Source organism: Ruegeria sp. YTSA219 (genome assembly GCF_059609985.1).
In genome coordinates this window covers 122,828-146,098 of record NZ_JBXWMT010000005.1, presented here as the reverse complement: position 1 = coordinate 146,098, position 23,271 = coordinate 122,828, and the positions used below count along the sequence as shown (strand labels likewise).

The 23,271-nt window shown below is 57.2% G+C and carries 25 protein-coding genes; 20 read left to right on the top strand and 5 right to left on the bottom strand.

From position 1 onward, the window contains the following. Window positions 1-32 precede the first annotated feature (32 nt). The 4 genes from AC2FFB_RS09640 to AC2FFB_RS09625 all read left to right on the top strand — a co-directional run bounded on the left by AC2FFB_RS09640 (window position 33) and on the right by AC2FFB_RS09625 (window position 2,584). Window positions 33-485 carry an LptA/OstA family protein gene (locus AC2FFB_RS09640; RefSeq protein ID WP_142638458.1) on the top strand — a complete coding sequence of 151 codons (453 nt, stop codon included), beginning with the start codon at window positions 33-35 and terminating at the stop codon, window positions 483-485. Beyond that, entirely contained in the window at window positions 485-1,243 is a 759-nt protein-coding gene (gene lptB, locus AC2FFB_RS09635) for an LPS export ABC transporter ATP-binding protein (protein ID WP_496689856.1), read from the top strand. The genes AC2FFB_RS09640 and lptB overlap by 1 nt, the downstream gene beginning before the upstream one ends. A gap of 252 nt (window positions 1,244-1,495) precedes the next feature. Then, the gene (hpf, locus tag AC2FFB_RS09630; protein WP_142638289.1) at window positions 1,496-2,059 is read left to right on the top strand and encodes a ribosome hibernation-promoting factor, HPF/YfiA family; all 564 of its coding nucleotides are present in this window, start codon (window positions 1,496-1,498) and stop codon (window positions 2,057-2,059) included. Window positions 2,060-2,119: 60 nt separating this feature from the next. After that, on the top strand, window positions 2,120-2,584 hold the full coding sequence (locus AC2FFB_RS09625) for a PTS sugar transporter subunit IIA (protein WP_281973576.1): 465 nt from the start codon (window positions 2,120-2,122) through the stop codon (window positions 2,582-2,584). 50 nt (window positions 2,585-2,634) lie between these two features. On the opposite strand, the gene dalA is transcribed toward AC2FFB_RS09625, so the two are convergent. Then, window positions 2,635-3,150, bottom strand: a complete 516-nt coding sequence (gene dalA / locus AC2FFB_RS09620; protein WP_496874840.1) for a divisome-associated lipoprotein DalA — start codon at window positions 3,148-3,150, stop codon at window positions 2,635-2,637. Window positions 3,151-3,318: 168 nt separating this feature from the next. On the opposite strand from dalA, the gene AC2FFB_RS09615 reads away from it, so the two are divergent. Together AC2FFB_RS09615 and AC2FFB_RS09610 are read left to right on the top strand one after the other, a co-directional pair. Beyond that, on the top strand, window positions 3,319-3,918 hold the full coding sequence (locus AC2FFB_RS09615; RefSeq protein WP_142638283.1) for a L,D-transpeptidase: 600 nt from the start codon (window positions 3,319-3,321) through the stop codon (window positions 3,916-3,918). A 139-nt stretch (window positions 3,919-4,057) separates the two neighbouring features. Beyond that, complete coding sequence (locus AC2FFB_RS09610) at window positions 4,058-4,240, top strand: hypothetical protein (protein WP_142638281.1); 183 nt, start codon at window positions 4,058-4,060, stop codon at window positions 4,238-4,240. 75 nt (window positions 4,241-4,315) lie between these two features. Here the strand turns inward: AC2FFB_RS09610 and hemH are convergent, their stop codons facing one another. After that, the gene (gene hemH, locus AC2FFB_RS09605; RefSeq protein WP_281995589.1) at window positions 4,316-5,365 is read right to left on the bottom strand and encodes a ferrochelatase; all 1,050 of its coding nucleotides are present in this window, start codon (window positions 5,363-5,365) and stop codon (window positions 4,316-4,318) included. 57 nt (window positions 5,366-5,422) lie between these two features. Beyond that, window positions 5,423-6,253, bottom strand: a complete 831-nt coding sequence (locus tag AC2FFB_RS09600) for a methyltransferase domain-containing protein (protein WP_281995590.1) — start codon at window positions 6,251-6,253, stop codon at window positions 5,423-5,425. Between the two features lie 16 nt (window positions 6,254-6,269). Here AC2FFB_RS09600 and AC2FFB_RS09595 point away from each other — a divergent pair, with 16 nt between their 5' ends. The 4 genes from AC2FFB_RS09595 to AC2FFB_RS09580 are packed head-to-tail and all read left to right on the top strand — an operon-like array spanning window position 6,270 to window position 8,579. Next, complete coding sequence (locus tag AC2FFB_RS09595; protein ID WP_142638275.1) at window positions 6,270-6,998, top strand: ComF family protein; 729 nt, start codon at window positions 6,270-6,272, stop codon at window positions 6,996-6,998. 37 nt (window positions 6,999-7,035) lie between these two features. Beyond that, on the top strand, window positions 7,036-7,293 hold the full coding sequence (grxC, locus tag AC2FFB_RS09590; RefSeq protein ID WP_142638273.1) for a glutaredoxin 3: 258 nt from the start codon (window positions 7,036-7,038) through the stop codon (window positions 7,291-7,293). After that, window positions 7,293-8,123 carry a carbon-nitrogen hydrolase family protein gene (locus tag AC2FFB_RS09585; protein WP_496874839.1) on the top strand — a complete coding sequence of 277 codons (831 nt, stop codon included), beginning with the start codon at window positions 7,293-7,295 and terminating at the stop codon, window positions 8,121-8,123. The genes grxC and AC2FFB_RS09585 overlap by 1 nt, the downstream gene beginning before the upstream one ends. Window positions 8,124-8,138: 15 nt before the next feature. Beyond that, the gene (locus tag AC2FFB_RS09580; protein WP_142638269.1) at window positions 8,139-8,579 is read left to right on the top strand and encodes a MarR family winged helix-turn-helix transcriptional regulator; all 441 of its coding nucleotides are present in this window, start codon (window positions 8,139-8,141) and stop codon (window positions 8,577-8,579) included. Window positions 8,580-8,581: 2 nt separating this feature from the next. On the opposite strand, the gene ubiG is transcribed toward AC2FFB_RS09580, so the two are convergent. Continuing rightward, on the bottom strand, window positions 8,582-9,328 hold the full coding sequence (gene ubiG, locus AC2FFB_RS09575) for a bifunctional 2-polyprenyl-6-hydroxyphenol methylase/3-demethylubiquinol 3-O-methyltransferase UbiG (RefSeq protein ID WP_142638267.1): 747 nt from the start codon (window positions 9,326-9,328) through the stop codon (window positions 8,582-8,584). A gap of 48 nt (window positions 9,329-9,376) precedes the next feature. Here ubiG and pip point away from each other — a divergent pair, with 48 nt between their 5' ends. The 6 genes from pip (at window position 9,377) to infB (ending at window position 16,669) form a co-directional block, all read left to right on the top strand. Further along, complete coding sequence (gene pip / locus AC2FFB_RS09570) at window positions 9,377-10,354, top strand: prolyl aminopeptidase (protein WP_142638265.1); 978 nt, start codon at window positions 9,377-9,379, stop codon at window positions 10,352-10,354. Further along, window positions 10,351-11,172 (top strand): ABC transporter substrate-binding protein, encoded by an 822-nt coding sequence (locus AC2FFB_RS09565; RefSeq protein WP_496874838.1) that lies wholly within the window; start codon window positions 10,351-10,353, stop codon window positions 11,170-11,172. Before pip ends, AC2FFB_RS09565 begins: the two co-directional genes overlap by 4 nt. Window positions 11,173-11,333: 161 nt before the next feature. Beyond that, the gene (gene rimP, locus AC2FFB_RS09560; protein ID WP_142638261.1) at window positions 11,334-11,924 is read left to right on the top strand and encodes a ribosome maturation factor RimP; all 591 of its coding nucleotides are present in this window, start codon (window positions 11,334-11,336) and stop codon (window positions 11,922-11,924) included. Next, complete coding sequence (gene nusA, locus AC2FFB_RS09555) at window positions 11,924-13,537, top strand: transcription termination factor NusA (protein WP_271950779.1); 1,614 nt, start codon at window positions 11,924-11,926, stop codon at window positions 13,535-13,537. Before rimP ends, nusA begins: the two co-directional genes overlap by 1 nt. Window positions 13,538-13,559: 22 nt before the next feature. Then, entirely contained in the window at window positions 13,560-14,183 is a 624-nt protein-coding gene (locus AC2FFB_RS09550; RefSeq protein ID WP_142638257.1) for an RNA-binding protein, read from the top strand. A gap of 8 nt (window positions 14,184-14,191) precedes the next feature. After that, on the top strand, window positions 14,192-16,669 hold the full coding sequence (gene infB, locus AC2FFB_RS09545) for a translation initiation factor IF-2 (protein ID WP_496692727.1): 2,478 nt from the start codon (window positions 14,192-14,194) through the stop codon (window positions 16,667-16,669). 583 nt (window positions 16,670-17,252) lie between these two features. Here infB and AC2FFB_RS09540 read toward each other — a convergent pair. After that, on the bottom strand, window positions 17,253-18,848 hold the full coding sequence (locus AC2FFB_RS09540) for a GMC family oxidoreductase (protein WP_271950774.1): 1,596 nt from the start codon (window positions 18,846-18,848) through the stop codon (window positions 17,253-17,255). 109 nt (window positions 18,849-18,957) lie between these two features. Between AC2FFB_RS09540 and AC2FFB_RS09535 the strand changes: the two genes are divergently transcribed. The 4 genes from AC2FFB_RS09535 (at window position 18,958) to AC2FFB_RS09520 (ending at window position 23,076) form a co-directional block, all read left to right on the top strand. After that, window positions 18,958-20,196, top strand: a complete 1,239-nt coding sequence (locus AC2FFB_RS09535) for a TRAP transporter substrate-binding protein (protein WP_142638251.1) — start codon at window positions 18,958-18,960, stop codon at window positions 20,194-20,196. Between the two features lie 65 nt (window positions 20,197-20,261). Then, window positions 20,262-20,927: a TRAP transporter small permease gene (locus AC2FFB_RS09530; RefSeq protein WP_142638249.1), complete on the top strand. Its 666-nt coding sequence runs from the start codon at window positions 20,262-20,264 to the stop codon at window positions 20,925-20,927. Continuing rightward, a complete protein-coding gene (locus AC2FFB_RS09525) occupies window positions 20,927-22,285 on the top strand; it encodes a TRAP transporter large permease (protein ID WP_142638247.1) in 1,359 nt (452 codons plus the stop codon). The genes AC2FFB_RS09530 and AC2FFB_RS09525 overlap by 1 nt, the downstream gene beginning before the upstream one ends. A gap of 11 nt (window positions 22,286-22,296) precedes the next feature. Next, complete coding sequence (locus AC2FFB_RS09520; RefSeq protein ID WP_142638245.1) at window positions 22,297-23,076, top strand: IclR family transcriptional regulator; 780 nt, start codon at window positions 22,297-22,299, stop codon at window positions 23,074-23,076. Window positions 23,077-23,271 lie beyond the last annotated feature (195 nt).

The following is a 23,271-nucleotide window of genomic DNA, read 5'->3' as shown; positions in this document are numbered from 1 at the left end:
ATTTGCGATTTGCTGTTGTTAGTTTTGCGCTGATGGTCGGTGCCTTTTCGGCGTCGGCACAGGAAACGCAGGTCGCCTTCGGGTCAGCCAAGGCGGATCCAAGCCAGCCGGTCGAGGTCACCTCGGAATCCCTAAACGTCAATCAAGAAGACGGCACGGCCGAGTTTATCGGTAACGTCCTGATCGTGCAGGGTGAGATGCGCCTGACCGCCGAGCGGGTCTTGGTCATCTACAACGCCGACAGGTCTGGAATCGAGCGGATGGAGGCGACAAATGATGTGGTTCTTGTCAGCCCGCCTGATGCAGCCGAAGGCGACTGGGCCGAATACACAATCGACTCGGGCGAAATCGTGATGCGCGGAAATGTGCTTTTGACGCAAGGCCCCAGCGTTATCAGCGGCGATCAGATGAATGCCAATCTGACGACCGGAACGGCAAAGATGACTGGCCGCGTCAAAACCATTCTGAATCCGGATAGCAACTGATGGAGCGTCCGAATTTGTCTTTGGCCGAAGGCGGTTCCGGCCTCAGGATCGAGAAACTGCGGAAATCATACCGTAAGAAGACCGTGATACGCGAAGTCTCGATGACGTTGGGCCGGTCCGAGGTGGTTGCCTTGTTGGGTCCGAACGGATCAGGCAAGACCACAACGTTCTATTCGGTCGCCGGGCTTGTCTTTCCCGAAGCTGGCACTGTGACCATTGACGGCCAAAACGTGACGACCCTGCCGATGTATAGGCGCGCGCGGCTTGGGATCGGATATCTGCCGCAAGAAATGTCGATTTTCCGCGGGATGAGTGTCGAAGACAACATTGCCGCCGTTCTGGACATCACCGTGAAGCACAGCCATCGCAGGAAAGAGCGGCTGGAAGAGCTGTTGTCCGATTTTTCGATCGAACATCTGCGCCGCGCCCCGGCATTGGCATTGTCGGGTGGCGAGCGTCGCCGTGTCGAAATTGCCCGTTGTCTTGCGGCTGATCCGAAATATCTGTTGCTGGACGAGCCGTTTGCAGGCGTGGACCCGATCAGCGTCGGCGATATCCGCCATCTGGTAGCGGACCTGAAAAAGCGCGGCATCGGCGTGCTGATCACTGACCATAACGTGCGCGAAACACTGGAAATCGTGGACCGGGCCTATATCCTGCATGATGGTCAGGTGCTGATGTCGGGCACGCCGGATGAAGTCGTCGAGAACGAAAATGTCCGCCGGGTTTATTTGGGCGAAAACTTCCGTATTTCATAGGCTTGCGCGGAATTGCGCCCAGCGCATGGCCGAAATCACGTATATACACGCCTGTTTTGATTGACTCTGCCGCCGTCTCTTGCCTCAATTGGGTTATGGCATTTCTTCAGTTCCAGTCGGGATCGCGGTACACCTTTGCTAAGGGGTACGTTTCTCAGCAACTGCGGAATATGCCGATATCCCCCACCCGATAAAAACACGTGCGCTGCGTAACGCAGCGTCAAAATGGGTGTGAATTGTGAAGGAGATCACATGCGTTACCAAATTAGCGGAAAACAGATCGACATCGGCGAGGCACTGCAGACCCATGTGCAGACCGAGCTAGGGGAGGTTGTTGGAAAATATGCCCAGCGCCCGACCGACGCCAATGTCGTCTTTTCCCGTTCTGCGCATGAGTATGTTTGCGAAGCCACCGTGCATCTTTCGACCGGCCTGACTGCGCAGGCCAAGGCCCACGCTATCGAAATCTACGCAGCATTCGAGGCCTGCTGTGACAAGATGGAAACGCAGTTGCGCCGGTATAAGCGCCGCCTCAAGGACCATCACAAGGACCGATCCGAGCCGGTTGAACTCTTTGGTGCTTCCTCTTATATCCTCGCCTCTGACGAATCAGAGTCGGCTGATGAACCTGAATCGCTGCAGCCGATGATCGTGGCTGAGATGGAAACCAAGATCCCATCGTTGAGTGTTGGTGAAGCCGTAATGCAGATGGAACTAGCCGGCGCCCCGGTGCTGGTGTTCCGGAATGAAAACAAGGACGGATTGAATGTCGTGTATCGCCGTGAGGACGGCAACATCGGCTGGATTGATCCGTAACAGGCAAGAATAGCAAGGCAAGCCCCTGCGCAAGCAGGGGCAAGGCCATGGAGCGTGATCATGGAGCTTTCGAGCATACTGAAGCCCGAGGCGGTACGTGTATTGTCCGCCGCTTCCAGCAAGAAGCGGTTGTTTCAGGAAATCGGCGATGTTGCCGAGGGGGCCCTTGGTCTTGAAGCGCAGGTTGTTGTGGATGGCCTGCTCGAGCGGGAGAGCCTTGGCCCAACAGGCGTTGGTCATGGAGTCGCCCTGCCACATGCGCGGCTGGGTGATCTGGCCGAAGTGGCTGGCGTTTTCGTAATGCTGGAAAAGCCGATTGATTTCGGTGCGGTAGACCGCCAGCCGGTTGATGTCGCTTTTGCGTTGTTTGCCCCGGAAGAGGCAGGTGTGGACCACCTAAAGGCGCTTGCACTGGTGTCCAGAACGCTGCGCAATACGTCGGTTTGCGCAAAGCTGCGCGCCAATCCTGATCCGGTCAAGCTCTATGCAATTTTGACCGAGGCGCAGTCGGTCCAGGCGGCTTAACTGCCCCAAAGGCAATAAAAAAGCCCCCGGTTTTCGGGGGCTTTTGCGTTTTAACCGCCGGTTCCCATTTCCAGGGTCCACCAGATTTTCCCGCCGTTCTCCTGGTGCCAGGCAAAGCCCATCTGAGTGGCTTTGGCATCCATGATGACATTTCGCGGTCCGGGTTCCTGCATCCAGGCGGCCAGCGTTTCGGTCTCGGTCTCATAGGTTTCCGAGATCGCCTCGCCGAGGAAGGTGCCGTAATAGCCGACGCGCGTCGCCCGATCCAACGGCGAAGATCCGTCCGAGCCAAAGTGCCAGGGCCGATTCTGTCGCGCCATATCCTTGGAATGGGTGGCGGCCGCGGCATTGAGCTGAGCATTCAGTTGTACCGGCTGAAGGCCCGATGCCTGGCGGAGGGCGTTAACCGAATCCAACATCCGGAATTGCAGCTTTTCTGGATTGCCACGGATCTTGTACACCGTTGGCAGGGGGCGCCCATCTGCCCCATAGGTTGGGGATCCACCCGGCGTACAGGCGGCCAGTGCAAAAAAGCTAGCAAACAGTAATGAAATGATACGCGTCATGATCGACCTGATTATTGTGTTGCCATACGGCATAGCGTGACAGAAGGCTGTGGGCAAACGCACAATGGCTTTGTTCTGCGTGATTCTGCCGGTTTCAATTGCGACTGAAGCATTCTGGCAATAAAATGCACAGGATTTTTAGATTTTCTGTGAAAAGGACCTGCAATCATGGTCAAGAAAAGCATTACTCATACAACCCGACGCGGATTCGTCGCGGGTGTCTCGGCTCTGGTCGCCTCGCCTGCGATTGCCCAATACACCCCCGGAGACCCGCTGCGCCCCGCACCCGAGGACGAACCCGCGGTGCGCCGTAACATCTCTGGCTTCAGGGCGCTGGACTGGCAGCCCTATTTTTCCAACACGAAAAACGGCGCTATCCTTGTCGATACAGTGTCGCGGGCGCTGCATTACTGGTCTGACGATCAATCGGTGTACAAACTATACCCGTCGTCGGTTCCCCTGACCGAAGAGCTGACGCGCCGCGGCCGGACCAGTGTGATCCGCAAGGTCGAGGGCCCAAGCTGGTCGCCAACACCTTCGATGAAGAAAAGAAATCCGGAATGGCCAGACTATATCCCGCCGGGTCCGGATAACCCTCTGGGAACACATGCTTTATATCTAAGCTGGAAATATTACCGAATTCACGGAACCCATGATACGCGCAAAATTGGGCGCCGATCTTCGAATGGGTGCATCGGTCTTTTCAACAACGATATTGCCGAACTGTTCTCAATGGCCAGGGTTGGCACGCAAGTGTTGCTAATTTGACGACATTTCCGCGCAGGTACCCGCTTGTGGCGCAACTTCCATTTGCATTCCAGTTGGATAGCTGATTAGAAAAAAACACGAGGTAAGTCTTGAGTGCATGGTTTCACTATACGGAACCGTGCGTATCCTGGAGGTTAATATGAAGAAACTCGTTCTCGCCGCTGCACTGACTGCTGCTGCTTCGACCGCTTATGCAGGCAACCTGGAAGAGCCGGTTGTTGAAGCACCTGTTGTTGTTGAAGAAACTCAGGGTTCGTCAAACGGCATCATCCTGCCGCTGATCCTGTTGGTTGTTGTTGCCGCAGCTGTTGCAGCAAGCTAATTCGACAAGCGATATCTAAAGAAAAGGCGGTGGAGCTTTCCACCGCCTTTTTTTGTGCCTAGTCGACTGGGTGGCTTAGTCCAGCCAACCCTTCAAATTATCCTCGATCACCTTGCCCAGGGCCGCTATGTGCGATTCGTCATCGTTCAGGCATGGGATATAGGTAAAGCTTTCGCCGCCCGCGTCCTCAAAACTCTCTTTGATCTCTTCGTTGATCTCTTCCAGCGTTTCGATGCAATCGGAGGAAAACGCTGGTGCGATAACGGCGATCTTCTTCTTACCCTGTTTTGCCAACTCGGCCACATGGTCGACCGTATATGGCTTGAGCCATTCTTCCGGGCCGAATCGTGACTGGAAGGTCGATACAAGCTGGTCGTCAGACCAGCCCAACCTTTCTTTCAGCAACCGAGTCGTTTTTGCGCATTGGCAGTGATAGGGGTCGCCTTGTTGCAAGTAGCGTTCCGGCATGCCGTGGTAGGAACAGACCAGTATGTCCGGTTTGTCCACCATCGCGGCATAGGCCTTTTCAACCGAGCCCGCCAATGCGTCGATATAGGCGGGTTCGTCAAAATAGGCGGGCACGGTACGGCTGGCGGGTTGCCACGTTTCATCCATCAGGGCGCGGAAAAACTGATCATTGGCCGTGGCCGTCGTGGCGCCTGCGTATTGCGGGTAAAGCGGAAAGAACAGAATCCGGTCGCAGCCCGCTGCGACCATTTCCCGGACCTTTGATTTGGTCGATGGGTTACCATAGCGCATGCAGAACTCGACCATGACCCTGTCGCCATAGCGTTCCGTCATCGCGTCCCGCATCTTGGCGGTCTGCTCTTTGGTGATCGTCATCAGCGGGCTTTCGCCCTTGTCGTGGTTCCAGATCGACTTGTACGCCTCACCCGAGCTGAAGGGCCGTTTGGTCAGGATGATCCCCTGCAGGATTGGTTGCCATTTCCACTTGGGATAGTCGATCACGCGCTGGTCCGACAGAAACTCGTTCAAATAACGGCGCATGGGCCAATAGCTGTAATCGTCTGGGGTGCCGAGATTGGCCAGCAGGATGCCGACGCGGCCCGTTTTGACTTTGGGGTGATCCGCCGGGGCATGATCGGGGCGTGTGGCGTCAAACATGTTTCACTTCCTGAGATGTCTTTGCTTCGGGCTGAGATAACCGGAATTCCGCATTCGTCAATCGGACAGTTTGCCTTCGCTTGCGCCCAGAGCATCCGCAAGCCGCATCTGGGCCGAGCCCGGACGCAGCGGTTTTGGCTGGCTTTCATCGGGCGACCAGCCAGTTAGGCAGACCAGCTCGAATGTTGCCTTGAGGCGTTTCTGATCAGTGCTGAAATGATTGGCATAGATGTCTTGCGCCCGGGCAAAGACCTGCCGGTTTGTGGGGTGTTTCATGCGGTTTTGCAGGCTGTTGGTTTCACCCATTGCCCGCAGGTCATGCATCAGGTGGGTCAGATCGCGATATTCCGCCGTCAGCCGCGCGGTATCAGCAACCGGCAGGGCCAGTCCGGCGCGTTGCAGCAACCCGCCCAGATCGCGCAGCTCGGCCATAGGCGCGATGCGGGGGCTGAGGCCGCCCGTGACCTCAACCTCGGCCTGCCCAAGTGCGGCGCGCAGTTCCCGCAGGGTTTCACCGCCCAGACAGATCACCAGCAACAGCCCATCAGGTTGCAGCGCGCGGTGACACTGGATCAACTGCCCAACCGGATCATTAGCCCAGTGCAGAGCCATGGCATGGATCACCAGATCATGGGCACCGGGGGTCAAGTCCAGCACCTCGTTATCCGGGATGATCCGCGCCATTGGCAACACATCCTGCCAGACTTGCGCAAAAGGGGTCACGATCGCCGGGTCCGTAAAGCTTTTATTAACCAAGGCGAGCCGATCCTGAACCTCGTCAACTGCGGCGCGGTGCAAGAACAAGGCATCTTCCCGTGCGCGGGACCGACGCCGTGCAAGGATTGCGCGGTCGAACAGTGAGGGTGCGTTGGAATCAGGCAGTTTCATAGGGCGCAACTATCGCATGTGGCAGCGGATTCAAACCGCTGTCCAGATGATCTATCCCCCGCGCTGTCTGGGATGCGGTGATTTGACCGAGTCGGATTTCGGCCTCTGTGGCTCCTGTTGGCGTGAAACGCCCTTTATCGGTGGCGCTGTATGTGAAAGCTGCGGCGTGCCCTTGCCGGGTGAGGCCGATGGCCACCGAATCGAATGTGATGACTGTATGAAAACGCCGCGCCCCTGGCGCGATGGGCGGTCTGCGCTTTTGTATGATGGCAAGGCGCGATCCCTGATTCTGGCTCTGAAACACGGGGACCGGCCCGAGCTTGCACGCCCTGCGGCGCGCTGGATGGCCCTGGCGGGTCGGGATTTGTTTCGCGAGAACATGCTGATCGCGCCGGTACCGCTGCATTGGTCCCGGTTGCTGAAACGCAGGTACAACCAATCCGCCCTGTTGGCGCAGCATCTGGGGCGGCAAACCGGGTTGGAGGCCTGTCCGGACCTTTTGGTCCGACGGACAAGAACGCCGGTTTTGGATGGAAAAACAGCCGCACAGCGCATGGAAACGCTGGAGAATGCGATTGCAGCGCATCCCAGGCGGCTTCGGCAGATGCAGGGGCGCGATATTCTGCTGGTCGATGATGTCATGACATCAGGCGCAACATTGACCTCATGTGCACGTGTCTGTCGTGCATCCGGGGCAAATCATATTTTTGTGTTGACCCTAGCGCGCGTTGCCAAGGATACCTAACTCGCCCAGGATTGTGCGAAACCCAAAGGTACGGAATATGAAATCGGTAGAAATATATACCTCGCCGCTCTGTGGCTTCTGTCACGCTGCAAAACGGCTGTTGAATCAGAAGGGCGTCGAGTTTCAGGAAGTCGATGTCCTGAGGAACCCAAAACGCAAACCTGAAATGATCCAGCGCGCCGGTGGCAAGCGCACCGTACCCCAGATCTTTATCGGATCGCAGCATGTGGGTGGATGCGACGACCTGTATGAGCTGGAACGTCAGGGCAAGCTGGACGGTTTGCTGGCGGCCTGATGAAGAGCGCCCTGCTTCAGATCACCTCGTCGGATGATCCGGCTGAAAACCTGAAAATGGTGCGCGCCCTGATGTCCGAAGCGGCAGGGCAGGGTGCGCGGTTCGTTCTGACGCCCGAGGTGACGAATTGCGTGTCCACCTCGTCCACACGGCAGCGGGAAATCCTGCAATACGAAGAAGATGACCTGACACTAGCGGGGCTGCGCGAGCAGGCCGCGAGCCTGGGGATCTGGTTATTGATCGGCTCGTTGGCGATCAAAACACATGATGCGGATGGTCGGTTTGCCAATCGGTCTTTCATGATTGATCCTCAGGGGCAGATCGTGGCGTGGTATGACAAGATCCATATGTTCGACGTGCAGGTGTCCGAGGCCGAGACGTTTCGCGAGTCCAAAAACTACCGTCCCGGCACACGAGCGGTCATAGCCGAGACAGATTTCGGCAAGGTGGGTCTGAGTATATGTTATGATATCCGCTTCCCCCAACTGTACGAATCTCTGGCGCAGGCTGGAGCGCGCATTCTGACGGTTCCAGCCGCTTTTTCACCGGTCACGGGTGAGGCCCATTGGAAGTCGCTGTTGCGGGCGCGGGCGATTGAAAACGGATGCTGGGTGTTGGCCCCGGCGCAGACCGGTGAACACCCTAAAACCAGGGGAAAGACCCGCAAAACCTACGGTCACAGCATGGTCGTTGCCCCATGGGGAGAGGTCGTCATCGACGCAGGGACCGATCAGGGCATTCACTTTTTCAAATTGGATGATAGTTCTGTTACAGAAGCACGAAGCCGCGTGCCTTCGCTGACACATGTCCGTCCCTTTGACGGCCCCTGATCCAGAATCTGGACTATGACAAACGATACCAATGCCCTCGCGGTCACGCTGTTCAGCGAGATCCTGACCGCAGACCAGTTATTGCGTAACCGGCTCAGCCGGGTGCTGCCCAGGGGCATGGAAATTTCGCATTTCTCGGTTTTGAACCATCTTGTCTTTGTCGGCAACGAACGCAGCCCGGCACAGCTAGCCGATACGTTTCACGTGACCCGAGGTGCCATGACCAATACCTTGGCCAAGCTGGAATGGGCCGGATATATCCACATCCGCCCCGACTGGGACGACGCCCGCCGCAAGATGGTCGCCATCAGCCCCGCTGGGCGGAGTGCTCGGGATCAGGCGATCTCCTCCATTGCGCCGCTGATCAATCGCGTGGTCGGAGAGCTGGGGCTGGAGCGGGTCCGCAGCACGCTGCCCGTGCTGCGGGATTTGCGATTGCAGTTGGAGGGGGAGTAGGTTCACCCCGGCTTCACGCTCGCCGTCACATAATTCACGCTCAAATCCCGGTCCGAGATCGACCAGCTCCATAGTATCGGGTTGAACACGAAACCCTTGCGGTCCACCGGGTCCAACCCGGCTTGACGCAACAGGTCGAACAACTCGTCAGGGGTGATGAACTTGTTCCACTCATGCGTGCCGCGCGGCAGCCAGCGCATGATCACCTCGGCACCAAAGATGGCCATCGCATAGGATTTCGGATTGCGGTTGATGGTCGAACAAATCTCAAGTCCGCCTGGTTTCAACAAATCCCGCGTGGCTGTCAGAAAGCTGAGCGGGTCGGCCACATGTTCGACCACCTCCATGTTCAGAATCACATCAAACTGCTCACCTGCGGCGGCCATAGCCTCGGCAGTGGTGTGGCGATAGTCGATCCCAAGCCCCGATTGCTCGGCATGGATGCGGGCGACGGGCAGGTTGCCCTCGGCGGCATCGGCGCCCACGACCTCGGCGCCAAGGCGAGCCATGGGTTCGCTCAGCAAGCCTCCTCCACATCCGATATCCAGCAGGCGCAGGCCCTCGAACGGGCGCGGGGCCTTCAGATCACGGTCAAATTCGCCTGCGATTTGCTGTGTGATATAATCCAGACGACAGGGGTTCAGCATATGCAGGGGCTTGAATTTCCCATGCGGGTCCCACCATTCGGCGGCCATCGCCTCGAATTTTGCGATCTCGGACGGGTCTACCGTGTTCGGATGCGCTTGCATTCCTGTCTCCGTATGCTCTTTTACGTTTAAGGACTATATAGGGCCATAATGGACAAGTACCCGGACCAAAAGCGCGCAGTGCAATATCTTTACCCGCCGATCGACCCGTTCGATCAGCGAATGGTCGATGTGGGCGATGGTCACCTTATCTATATGGAACAATGCGGCAATCCGGATGGCCTGCCGGTGGTCGTGTTGCACGGAGGCCCAGGTGGCGGATGCAGCCCCGCAATGCGGCGCTATTTCGATCCGGACGTCTTTCGGGTGATTCTGTTTGATCAGAGAGGCTGTGGACGCTCGCGCCCGCACGCGTCGGTCACAGACAACACAACCTGGCATCTGGTGGCCGATATCGAACGGCTGCGCACCCTGTTGAACATCAGTGACTGGGCCGTTTTCGGTGGAAGCTGGGGCGCAACCCTGGCGTTGATCTATGCGCAGGCGCATCCCGACCGGGTGAATAGGCTGATATTGCGCGGCGTGTTTCTGGCAACGCAGGCCGAGCTGGACTGGTTCTATGGTGGTGGCGCGGGCAAGTTCTGGCCCGAGCAATGGTCCAAGTTCACCGCTCTGCTCTCCGAGACTGAGCTTTCCGACACGATTGGGGCCTATAACAAACGTCTGTTCTCAGGGGATCGGGCGACTGAGGTTCTGTACGGACGGGCCTGGTCCGCTTGGGAAAATGCGCTGGCGTCAATCCATTCGAACGGATCCACCGGAGAAAGCCCGGGTGAGTATGCGCGCGCCTTTGCCCGGCTTGAGAATCACTATTTCATCAATCGGGCTTTCCTTGATCAGGACGGACAGATTCTGGAGCAGATGGATCGGATCGCTCATATTCCCGGCCATATCGTTCAGGGCCGCTATGACATGATCTGCCCACCGCATTCTGCCTGGAACCTGGCCGAGCGTTGGCCGAATGTCGAATTGAAGATGGTCCGTCAGGCAGGCCATGCCCTGTCTGAACCCGGCATCAGTGCCGAACTGGTCCGCATTATGAACCGCGTGGCCGAGGGGGTAGCATGACCCGCATTGACCGCCGCGCGTTGTTTGCATCAGGTGCCGCTGCGGCGCTGTTGGCCGCAACAGGCGCCTCACTGGCGAATACGCCCAAGCCGGGCGGAACCCTGCGGCTTGCGGTGCCGCGTGACGACAGTCTTGAACAGGTTGCACGGGGGGCGGTGTTTGACACGCTGACCGAAATCGCACCTGACGGTACCTTGCGAGGTGAGCTGGCAACAGGATGGCAGACCGATACGGATGCCCGGATCTGGACGTTTGATCTGCGCGATGATGCGGTGTTCCACGACGGCGTAGCATTGGATATCGCTGATGTGATGGCGGTTTTGGCCGAAGTCGGGCGCGCCGAAGCGCTGGCCCCTAACCGGCTGCACCTTGAACTGGCTAAACCTAATCCCGGCCTGCCTTTCCTGCTGGCCGAAAGTCAATTTGTCATCCCGCGGGCTGGTCAGAGCGTCAAACCGCTGCAGATCGCCAATGGCACCGGATGCTACCGTGTCGAACGGGCTGAGGATGATCGCCACTTTCTGGGCCGCAAAGTTGTTGACCATTATAAGAGCACTCAGGCCGGCTGGGCGGATGCTTTTGAGATTATCGTCATTCCTGATGCCCGCGTCCGGGCCGAAGCATTGCGGGATGGCTATGTGGATATTGCTGCCCTGCCATCACCCGAAGGCTTGAATGGACTGCGCGGTCTGCGCCTTCACCCCAGCGAATCGGATATTGCGCTGGCTGCTGCTGCTCATGTTGGTATGCCCCAGCAGATCGGCGGCGCGCGCGCGCTGGACGACGGACGCATCGCTGAACGGTGGTGGTTGGCGTAAATTCCGGTCAGGGTTCCTGCCGGGGGTTGCAGACTCGGGAATCCCTGCGTATATGCAGTTGCAACAGCGGCGTGTCAGACTTCTGGTCTGGGGCTCCACCGGGAATTTCGACGGGCCGCGCGCCCGTTTTTTTGTGCCCGACTGACAGGGTAGAGTAGCTGATGACAAACGAACTGATAGCCAAAGCTGCCATCGATCGGAGACTGGCCGAGATCATCACCCCAGTGATCGAAGATCTGGGGTATGAGCTGGTCCGTATCCGCCTGATGAGCGGCAAGCAGACCACCTTGCAGATCATGGCCGACAAGCCCGATGGTGGCATCGAAGTGGATGATTGCGCCGAGATATCGAACGCAGTCAGTGCCACACTGGATGTCGAAGATCCGATCCTTGACGCCTATGCGCTGGAAGTGTCCAGCCCCGGCATCGACCGGCCTCTGACACGTCTCAAGGATTTTGAGATGTTCGAGGGCTATGAGGCAAAGATTGAAACCGCCGAACTGATCGACGGCCGTCGCCGCTTCAAAGGTGAGCTGGCCGGGATCGAAGGCGATGAGGTTTTGATCAATATCTCCGAGGGAGATGAGACAATCACCATCGGCTTGCAGTTTGACTGGCTAAGCGATGCCAAGCTGGTCCTGACCGATGATCTGATCAAAGAGATGCTGCGCCAGCGCAAGGACGCCGGTGCCCTGAACGAAAACGCTTTCGACGAGATTGAGACCGAAGGGTCCGAAGAGGAGACGAACTGATGGCAATCACCTCAGCCAACCAGCTGGAGCTGCTGCAGACCGCCGAGGCCGTGGCCCGCGAAAAGATGATCGACCCCGGTCTGGTTGTCGAAGCGATGGAAGAATCGCTCGCCCGTGCCGCCAAAAGCCGCTACGGCGCCGAGATGGATATCCGCGTCAGCATCGACCGCAAGACCGGCAAGGCGACCTTTACCCGTGTCCGCACCGTGGTTGAAGATGAGGAGCTTGAGAACTATCAGGCCGAGATGACCGTCGAGCAGGCCAAGCAATACATGGAAGCGCCAGAAGTCGGTAGCGTCTATGTCGAAGAAGTGCCTCCGGTCGAAATGGGCCGGATCGCGGCGCAATCCGCCAAGCAGGTGATTCTGCAGAAGGTCCGCGAAGCCGAGCGCGATCGCCAGTACGAAGACTTCAAGGATCGCGCAGGTACCATCATCAACGGTGCGGTCAAGCGCGAAGAGTTTGGCAATGTCATCGTCGATCTGGGCGGTGCCGAGGCTGTTCTGCGCCGCAACGACAAGATTGGCCGCGAAAGCTATCGCCCCAATGACCGTGTGCGCGCCTATATCAAGGAAGTTCGCCGCGAGGTTCGTGGCCACCAGATCTTCCTGTCGCGCACCGCGCCTGAATTCATGGCTGAACTGTTCAAGATGGAAGTGCCGGAAATCTATGACGGCATCATCGAGGTCAAAGCTGTTGCTCGCGATCCCGGATCGCGCGCCAAGATCGCTGTCATTTCCTATGACGGCTCGATCGACCCTGTCGGTGCCTGCGTTGGTATGCGCGGCAGCCGTGTGCAGGCCGTCGTGAATGAGCTGCAGGGCGAAAAGATCGACATCATTCCATGGAATGAAGATCAGCCCACCTTCCTGGTGAACGCGCTGCAGCCTGCCGAGGTGTCCAAGGTTGTTCTGGATGAAGAAGCGGGCAAGATCGAAGTTGTGGTTCCCGAAGAACAGCTGAGCCTTGCCATTGGCCGTCGCGGTCAGAATGTGCGCCTGGCCAGCCAGCTGACCAATCTGGACATTGATATCATGACCGAGGCCGAAGAATCGGCGCGCCGTCAGAAAGAATTCGAAGCCCGCACCAGCCTGTTCATGGAAAGCCTGGATCTGGACGAGTTCTTTGCGCAGCTGCTGGTCTCGGAAGGGTTTACCAACTTGGAAGAAGTCGCTTATGTCGAGCTCGACGAGCTGTTGGTCATTGACGGCGTCGACGATGGCACCGCGCAGGAACTGCAGACCCGTGCGCGTGAACACCTGGAAGCACAGGCCAAAGCGGCGCTGGATGCAGCGCGTGAGCTGGGTGTCGAGGACAGCCTTATTGAATTCGAAGGTCTGACACCCCAGATGGTAGAAGCGCTGGCCAAGGACGACGTGAAAACGTTGGAAGACTTTGCCACCTGCGCTGACTGGGAACTGGCTGGTGGTTGGACCACAGTTGATGGTGAGCGTATCAAGGATGACGGTGTTCTGGAGCCTTTTGGCATAACGCTGGAAGAGGCGCAGGATCTGGTCATGACCGCACGCATCATGCTGGGCTGGGTTGATCCTGCCGAATTGGAGCAAGCTGAAGAAGACGGCGTAGCGGCCGACGAGGAAGCCGAGGCCTGATCGCAGGCTTCGGGTGGCGCACATGGGTCGCGGTGGCGTCCATAAGGATCGGTCTGACGGACCCGAACGCAAGTGCATTGCCACTGGCGAGGTTCAGCCTAGATATGGGCTGATCCGCTTTGTGGTCGGGCCAGACGGTCAGGTCTTTCCTGATGTCGCGGCAAAACTGCCGGGGCGCGGTGTTTATGTCTCGGCCGACCGTAGCGCGTTGGATAAAGCCATCGGCAAGAAATTGTTCGCGCGGGGGTTCAAGGCGCAGGTCACTGTGTCAAAGGATCTGGCCGATGAGGTTGAAAAGCAGATTGCGCGGCGCGTGATCGAGCTTTTGAGCCTCGCGCGCAAGTCCGGTGATGCGGTTGCTGGCTATGAAAAGGTCAAGGCAATGCTGGACCGGGAAGAGGCCCAGATATTGCTTCAGGCGTCCGATGGATCGGGGCGCGGCAAGTCGAAACTCAGCACGCCGCACTTTGGGAAATACATCGGCTGGTTGACCGCAGACGAACTTGGGGCGGCATTTGGGCGCCAAACCGTGATTCATGCGGCCTTGGCCTCTGGCGGACTCGCCAAACGTGTTGTAGAGGAAGCGCAGCGCCTGCATGGCTTGCGCGAAACGGATGACGGCGGCAAGGGCCGCGCGGAAGGGTAAGAAGCTTTATGAGCGATAGTGACGGCAAAAAGACATTGGGTCTTCGTGGCGGGGCGCGCCCCGGAAATGTGAAACAAAGTTTCAGCCACGGACGTACCAAGAATGTCGTGGTGGAAACCAAACGCAAGCGCGTGGTGGTCCCCAAGCCGGGTGCGGCCAAAACCGGTGGTGGAGCTACGCCATCAGGTGATCCGTCGCGTCGTCCTGCCGGGATTTCCGACGTGGAAATGGCGCGCCGGATGAAGGCGCTGCAGGCTGCCAAGGCGCGTGAGGTCGAAGAGGCCGCCGAGCGTCAGGCCGCTGAAAAAGCGCGCGAGGAAGAGCGTGCCCGTCGCCGTGCGGAACTAGAGGCCAAAGAGCGCGAACAGCGCGAGGCCGAAGAACGCGCGCGCGCCAAGGCCGAAGAGGAAGAACGCAAGCGCAAAGAGGCTGAAGATGCCGCTAAGCGTGTCGCGGCGACCCCGACTCCTGAAGAGCCAAAAGCCGCCCGCAGCCCGGCCAGCAAGCCTGCGCCCGCAGCAACGCCACGCAAGCAGGATCGCGAGCGTGAACAACGCGGCACGCGCACCAAGGGCCGTGACGATAACCGCCGTTCAGGCAAGCTGACTCTGGGTCAGGCGACCGGTGGTGAAGGTAATCGTCAGCGTTCGATGGCAGCCATGAAGCGTAAGCAAGAGCGCGCGCGTCAGAAAGCCATGGGCGGCGCGGTCGAGCGGGAAAAGGTTATCCGCGACGTACAGCTGCCCGAGGCGATTGTCGTGTCCGAGCTGGCCAACCGTATGGCCGAGCGTGTCGCGGACGTTGTCAAATCGCTAATGAACATGGGCATGATGGTCACGCAGAACCAGACCATTGACGCTGATACTGCGGAACTGATCATCGAAGAATTTGGCCACAAGGTCACGCGCGTCTCGGCCTCTGACGTCGAGGACGTCATCAAAGAGATCGAAGACAGCGAAGGCGATCTGCAGTCGCGTCCGCCGGTCATTACCATCATGGGTCACGTTGACCACGGTAAGACCTCGTTGCTGGACGCGATCCGCGACGCTCGCGTTGTGGCGGGTGAGGCCGGGGGTATTACCCAGCATATTGGCGCTTATCAGGTGAAAACCGATGGCGGCACAACGCTGTCTTTCCTGGATACACCGGGCCACGCGGCCTTTACCTCGATGCGTTCGCGCGGGGCACAGGTCACGGATATCGTGGTTCTGGTTGTTGCTGCGGATGACGCGGTGATGCCGCAGACGATCGAGGCGATCAACCACGCCAAAGCGGCGGGTGTCCCGATGATCGTTGCGATCAACAAGGTCGACAAGCCGGACGCAAACCCGGACAAGGTGCGCACCGATCTGCTGCAGCACGAAGTCATCGTTGAGAAAATGTCGGGTGAGGTTCAGGACGTCGAAGTGTCCGCCATCACCGGTCAGGGTCTGGACGAGCTGCTGGAAGCCATCGCGTTGCAATCCGAAATTCTTGAGCTGAAAGCCAACCCGAATCGCGCCGCCCAGGGTGCCGTGATCGAGGCGCAGCTGGATGTGGGCCGTGGACCTGTTGCTACCGTTCTGGTTCAAACCGGTACATTGCGTCAGGGCGATATCTTTGTTGTGGGTGAGCAATACGGTAAAGTCCGTGCGCTGATCAACGACAAGGGCGAACGCGTCAAAGAGGCAGGACCCTCGGTTCCGGTTGAGGTTCTGGGTCTGAATGGCACGCCCGAGGCCGGGGACGTTCTGAACGTGACCGAGACTGAAGCGCAGGCGCGTGAAATCGCCGCCTACCGTGAACAGGCTGCCAAGGACAAACGCGCCGCCGCCGGTGCCGCAACCACCCTTGAACAGCTGATGCAGAAGGCCAAGGAAGACGAAAACGTCACCGAGCTGCCAATTCTGATGAAAGCGGACGTGCAGGGTTCTGCCGAAGCCATCGTTCAGGCGATGGAGAAGATCGGCAACGACGAAGTACGCGTGCGGGTGCTGCATTCAGGCGTCGGCGCGATCACCGAAACGGATGTCGGCTTGGCGGAAGCGTCCGGAGCCCCAATCTTGGGCTTCAACGTGCGTGCCAATGCTTCAGCCCGGAACACCGCGAACCAAAAGGGCGTGGAAATCCGCTACTACTCGGTGATCTACGATCTGGTCGACGACGTGAAAGCCGCCGCATCAGGCCTGTTGAGCGCCGAGATCCGCGAAAAGTTCATCGGTTATGCCGAGATCCGCGAAGTCTTCAAGGTTACGGGCGTTGGCAAGGTTGCTGGCTGTCTGGTTACAGAAGGCGTGGCGCGTCGTTCCGCAGGTGTCCGCCTGCTGCGCGACAACGTCGTGATCCACGAAGGCACGCTGAAAACGCTGAAGCGCTTCAAGGACGAAGTGGCCGAGGTTCAGTCGGGTCAGGAATGCGGTATGGCATTCGAGAACTACGACGATATCCGCGCCGGCGACGTCATCGAAATCTTCGAGCGCGAAGAGGTCACCCGGACACTGGATTGATCCGGACAGAACTGAAATTCGGAAAACAGCGGCTCCAACGGGCCGCTGTTTTTCTTTTGGAGAGCTGACGTGAGCCTTTGACTTTTAGCGCGAGTTTTTCTGAGGTTAATCATCAAGTCGCACCGGGTAGCCTTGGTTCAAGAGGCAAAGTAAATCTAGGTTGCTGTCGGCTATGCGGACTTAGCGGCCAATAGGGTTCACCGACGCAGTGCCCGTAGCCAGGCTCAGGCTCGCGACCACGTGCTGTGTATATCTCTCTGCAAGTGAAGTACTTGTACGCCAAAAATAGGAAAGTGGAGGTTCCGATTTGAACTATTGGAAAAGCAAGTAGTGTCCGCGACCGCTTATGCATGTTTCGCGAGATTGGTTTGACGTCAAAATCTGAGCTGGATGCTGCACAGATCGTTGACCAAGAGTCGCCCTCCCAGATCACGGTCAGTCATGAGACAAGAGTTGGCAAAGTGCGAGTTGCGATCAGACATAATCAACAGAACAGCTTGAGCTTGCGCGACTGGCACACCGATCCATCGGTTGCGGGTGTTTTGGGCATTCTGCATCGCACACAGGCAAGATGGAGGGCCTGTCAGGCATCCGCGATTATCAAATCGCTCGCCTTTTCCCCGATCATGATTGCCGGTGCGTTGGTGTTGCCACTGACGATCTCGGGCATGATCGAACAATCGGCCACGCGCAGATTTTCTAGTCCGTGAACCCTTAGTTTAGGATCGACAACAGATGCCTCAGAGCTTCCCATCGCACAGGTGCCGGTTGGGTGGTAGATTGAGGTCGAATTCGACCTGGCCCAATCCAGCGTAGCGTCATAGTCATTGCAATTCAGATCTTCTGTTGGTCGAAACTCTTCCGAAATCTTCGAGGCCAAAGGGTTTTTCTTGGCAATTCGCCGCGCGATATTCACGCCATCGACTATGGTCCTGCAATCTGTTTCTGTGGACAAGTAGTTCGGTATGATCTTGACATGTTTGGACGGATCGGGGCCGTTCAGGCGCAACTCCCCCCTGCTTTCCGGGCGCAGCTGGCAGACCGACATTGTAAAGGCCGAGAACGGGTGTACGCCCTCGCCCGGGCTGTCAGCGGACCAGGGTTGGACATGAAACTGTATATCGGGTGTCTCTACATCCGGGCGCGTTTTCATAAAGCCGGTGGCAAGGCTGGCCGCCATTGTCATAGGCCCGGCACGGAACAGTGCATATTTCAGAGCGATGCGCGCCTGATTGAAGAGGCTGCGGACTTCATCATTCAGTGTTGGTTCATTGCACTTGAACACCAGGCGCGCCTGTAAATGATCCTGCAAGCCCTTACCAACACCAGACAGGGCGTGAAGCGGTTCGATTCCGTTTTCTTTGAGGTGGTCCGGGTCTCCAATCCCCGACAACATCAGGATCTGGGGCGAATTGATCGCGCCACCAGACAGGATAATCTCGCGTCGAACCTTCAGAGTTTGCTCGACCCCTGACCTGTCACGGTAAACCAGCCCGGTCGCCTTTTTCCCGTCCAAAACCACGCGCGTCACAAATGCGTTGGTGATGATGTTAAGATTCTGACGACTTCGAATGGGTTTGAGATAAGCCACAGCCGCGCTGCAGCGACGACCGTTGCGTGTGGTCAATTGGAAATAACCTACGCCTTCTTGTTCGGCGCCATTGTAGTCGGGATTGAACGCGTAGCCTGCAACCTGTGCTGCGGCAACCCAGGCGTCGCAGATGGGGCGTTGAATGCGCATGTTCGAAACAGACAAAGGCCCGCCAATGCCGTGAAACTCATCTTCACCGCGTTCTTGATCTTCGCAACGTTTAAACAGGGGCAAGACATCGTCCCACCCCCATCCCTCATTGCCCATTTGCCGCCAGCGATCGTAGTCTTCTTTCTGGCCGCGGACATAAAGCAGCCCGTTCAGCGAGGATGAGCCGCCCAGCACCTTGCCTCGTGGCCAGTCTATGGATCGTCCATTAAGCCCCGGATCGGGTTCAGTGCGATAGCACCAGTCAACCGACGGGTTGTGCATTGTTTTGAAATAACCGACCGGAATGTGAATCCACGGGTTGGTGTCGCGACCGCCAGCCTCCAGCAATGCGACGGTCGTATTGGGATCAGCACTCAAACGGTTGGCAATGACACAGCCCGAAGATCCTGCTCCGACTACCGCATAATCGACTTCCATAACTGTCTCCTCCCGACGCGACTGAAAAAAACTCTATGCAAGATGCGAGAAATATACTAGCCTTTTTTGATACAAAACGTCTCAATAATTGCGATCAGGGAGGTAGGCAATGGAGATCGGTAAGAAACTAAGTGGCATTTCCCGGCGAGATTTTTTTCGTGTGGCCGGGCGGTATGGCATGAGTTCGACACTGCTGGCGGCAGGTGGGTTCGGTGGCGCGATGAGCCTGGCGAATCTGGCGCAGGCAGCCGAATCAACCTATGAAAAGCGCTTCTCGAAAGAGCCAAAGCACACGCTTAAATTTGGCGCATCGGGCTTTAACACCCGCAATCTGCTGATCGAACGCGCCGGCGCGATCGAGTTTGCACGCGATCTGGAAGAGCGCACGGACGGTGAAATTCGGATCGAGTTCATTGGCGACAACCAGATCTGCGGGCAGCTGAGCTGTGTTGAAAAAACTCAGCAGGGCATTGTTGATATTTACGCGGCCTCGACCCAGAACTCGGCTGGAGGCGCGCCGTATCTCAACGTGCTGGACTATGCTTACATGTTCCCCAGCCGGGCAGCGCAGTATCACTTCTTCTACAGCCCGGCGAGCCAGCGCATTCTGCGTGATCCGCTGGAGAAACGGCACGGCCTGAAGTTCCTGTTTACCCACTGTGAATTGCGCGGCCTGCAAATGGGTTCGACCTTTGCCGACAAGCCGACCGTCACCAAACTGGAAGAGCTGTTCGGCACAAAGAACCGTGTGACGGGTACACAGCTGGGACGCATTGCGATGCAGCTGTTGAACCTGAATCCGGTACCGGTTGCATGGGAAGAAACTCTGGATGCGTTGAAGACTGGTCTAATCGACGGGGCTGAAACGTGGGCATCGGCCGTCGCATATGCCAACATGGCTCCAGTGGTGTCGCAGTCAGTCAACCTGAAATTCTTCTGCGGCACTGAACATACCTCAATGTCGGCCAAAGTGTTCGACAGTCTGGGCGGGGAGCTGCAGGATGCTGTGATGGAGTCTTCCTACTTTACGCAGGCTTTGATTCAAGGTGCCAATGAAGCGGCTTTGCTGAACACTGTGGGTTTCTCGGAACCGCAGCTGCCTGATACTATCTTCGCCGAAAATGGAGTACGTCCGGCATTCCTGCCAGATGATCAGATCAAACTGGCCGAAGAGATGTGCGCCCCGAACTACAACCCCGAACCTTGGGCGCAGTGGCGTGAGCGTTTGAACAAATGGGCCGGTGGCATCGATACCTATCAGGAAATCTACGACATCGCGCGTGAGATTCCGGCAGACACCCTGCCGGAAAACGTAGAACCGCGCCGTTGGTGGAAAGGCGAAGCCTGATACAAAAGACGAACCGGCCCCAAGCGGGCCGGTTCTAATACACACCGACTGGGAGGACGGGGTACATGTCGTTTTGGGCAGACACAGGCGCGATCTTCAGTGCCTTTCTCAGCCAGGATTCGTTCGAGATTCAATCAGCGCTGGAATCGGACGCCGCATGGGTGTTGGGCGCGGTTGTTTCAGCCATGGGCGGATTCGTGATCATGCTGATCTATCGGACAGTGCCGTTTATCGAGCGCCATCTGGAGCGGTCGGTGATGGTATATTCTTACCTCGCCATTGCGTTGATCATTTTCTGGGGCGTGATCGACCGATTCGTGTTCAACGATCAAGAACCGTGGTCCACCACTATCCCTCCCTTGTTGTTTATGGTGATGGCGTGGTTCGGGGCCACGTACAATGTTCGCCTGCGGACGCATCTGAGTTTCAATGAGTTCCGCACCGCAATGCCCCGAGGCGGGCAGTTGGCCTGTTTGATCCTTGATGCGGTGTTGTGGTTCATCTTTGCCGTGATCGTCATCGTGACGACCACGCGACTGGTTGCGTTATCGGCGTCAAATTTTCAGATCGTTCTCGGCACGGACAATATCATGCAGTGGTGGTTTTTGCTGGCCGCGCCTCTTTCGTTCTTTTTGATGATCGGGCGTGTGTTTCAGAACCTCGCCGACGATCTGCAAAACTGGAAAACAGGTGAGCCGCTGATCAAGCAGGCCGTGATCGGAGCAGACTGATGACAGACGGAACTTTGGTTACACTGATCTCACTTGGGGTTACTTTTCTGTTCATGCTGGGCGTGCCGGTGTTTTTGGTCATCGGCTATTGGGTGATCGGCTGCTCATTCGTCCTTGGCTTGACGCTGGACAATATGGGGGCCGAACTGTTGAACGTGTTCAACAAAGGCTTTGCCCTGCTCGCGATGCCGCTCTTTATCCTGACCGGAGACCTGATCAACAAGTCTGGTATTGCCCGAAGGCTCAGCGATTTCGCCTATGCCTGTCTGGGCTGGATACGTGGTGGGTTGGCGATGGCATCGCTTGGTGCCTGCGGGTTATTCGCGGCGATTTCGGGATCAAACTCGGCGACGACAGCCACAATTGGTTCGATGCTGCACCCCGAGATGGTCAAAGGTGGCTATGACGAACGGTTCAGCGCGGCGACCGCTGCGGCAGGGGGTACTGTAGGGATCATTATCCCGCCTTCCATTATCTTCATCGTCTATGGCTTCTTGATGAACCTTCCTATTTCCGAGTTGTTCGTGGCGGGCATTCTTCCGGGCGCGCTCATGGTCTTTGGTATGCAATTCGCGTGCTGGATCATTTGCCGCATGAACGGGTGGGGCCATCTGATCCCTTTGCAGCTCAACCGGATACTGAAAACGGCATTTGGCGCCTGGCTTGGATTTTTCGCCATTGGGCTGGTGCTGTGGGGCATCTACACAGGCAAGTTTTCCCCGACAGAAGCCGCGGGCGTGACAGTTGGCTTCTGTGTGATCGCTGGTTTGGTCAGCTATCCGATCAACCGGATTATGGGGGCCAGAAACGACATATCGCCAACCGAGAAGAGTTACGCCGAAATGTTCGTGGTCGAAGGCTTTACGATCCCCGAGATCCCCTCGATCGTCATCCGCTCGGCCCAGATCACTGGCATCCTCGCACCGCTGATCGCGATATCAGTGGTGATGCAACAGATCTTGTCATTGCTTGGCGCGCAGCAGACAATCGGGGATTTCGTGACTTCAATGGGTGGATACTATGCGGTTCTGTTCACGTCGATGGTGATTGTTTTCTTCTCGGGTATGGTTCTGGAAAGCCTACCTGTAACCATAATTCTCGCCCCAATTCTTGCGCCAATCGCGGCCTCGGTTGGGATTGATCCAATCCATTTCTCGGTGATCTTCCTTGTGGGGGCGTCCATTGGATTCATCACACCACCTTATGGGCTGAACCTCTATGTGGCTTCAGGAGTAACAGGAGTACCTTATTTCCGGTTGCTTCGGTATACGGTACCCTATCTGGTGGCGCTTCTTTCGGTTTGGATTTTAGTGTCGCTTGTGCCCGATCTGGCCTTGATACTGCTGCCAAATAGCTAGACTGTTGCAGGATGGCCGAGACGGAAACACAAGAAAAAGAAACTCAAATACCAACCAACCTCCGCCTCCTGCTGATCCTCGAGGAGGTGGCGCGGCGTGGCGTTTCCGTAAAACCATCGGATCTGATTGAGGCATTAGGTCTGGCCAAGCCAACAATTCACCGTCTGCTGCAAACCGCAGAAGCCGAAGGGTTTCTGCAGCGGGATCTCGATGGCAGATCATATGGCCCGGGACATCGGCTGCGACTGCTATCGGTCAACACCATGTCGTCCGAGCATTTGCGCACTGCGCGACTGGCGATCTTGCGCAGTGTGGCTGAAACTGTTGGCGAGACATGTAATCTCGCCATTCCAGACCGCGAGGGCATGATCTATCTCGACCGGGTGGAAACGAAGTGGCCCCTGCGAATTCAACTGCCGGTCGGGACACAGGTGCCCTTCCATTGCACGGCCAGCGGCAAGATGTACCTGTCCACACTACGGCAAAGAAAGCTGGATGGGTTTCTTTCGGCAGGACATCTACAACCACAAACCGAACGCTCGCTGACCGACCCCAAGGCATTGCGATCGGAGATCCGACGTATCTCTGAGAATAGTTATTCCACCGATGACGAGGAATTCATGACCGGAATGACTGCCCTAGCAGTACCCGTTCAGGATGGACAAGGCCGATTGGTAGGCACGCTTTCGGTTCACGCGCCGACACAACGTCATGACGTCAACAGTCTGATGTCGTTTCTGGGCATACTTCAGAAGGGAGCGAAGCAGCTTTCGGCTCTTTTGAGCCAGTGACTAATGCTTCAGATGACAGTCAAAGCGTGATTTTTTTCACCATCTGCGAATTCGATCATCGACCGGTTTGGAGAATTCTGCACCAGAACGGATGAGAGCGCGATAAAAGTTCCGTGTACTCCGTTCGTTCAACTTTGCAGAGTCGACATTAGCGCACCGCTGCCACTCCTAGCTAGCGCAGCATCTGTCACTCTG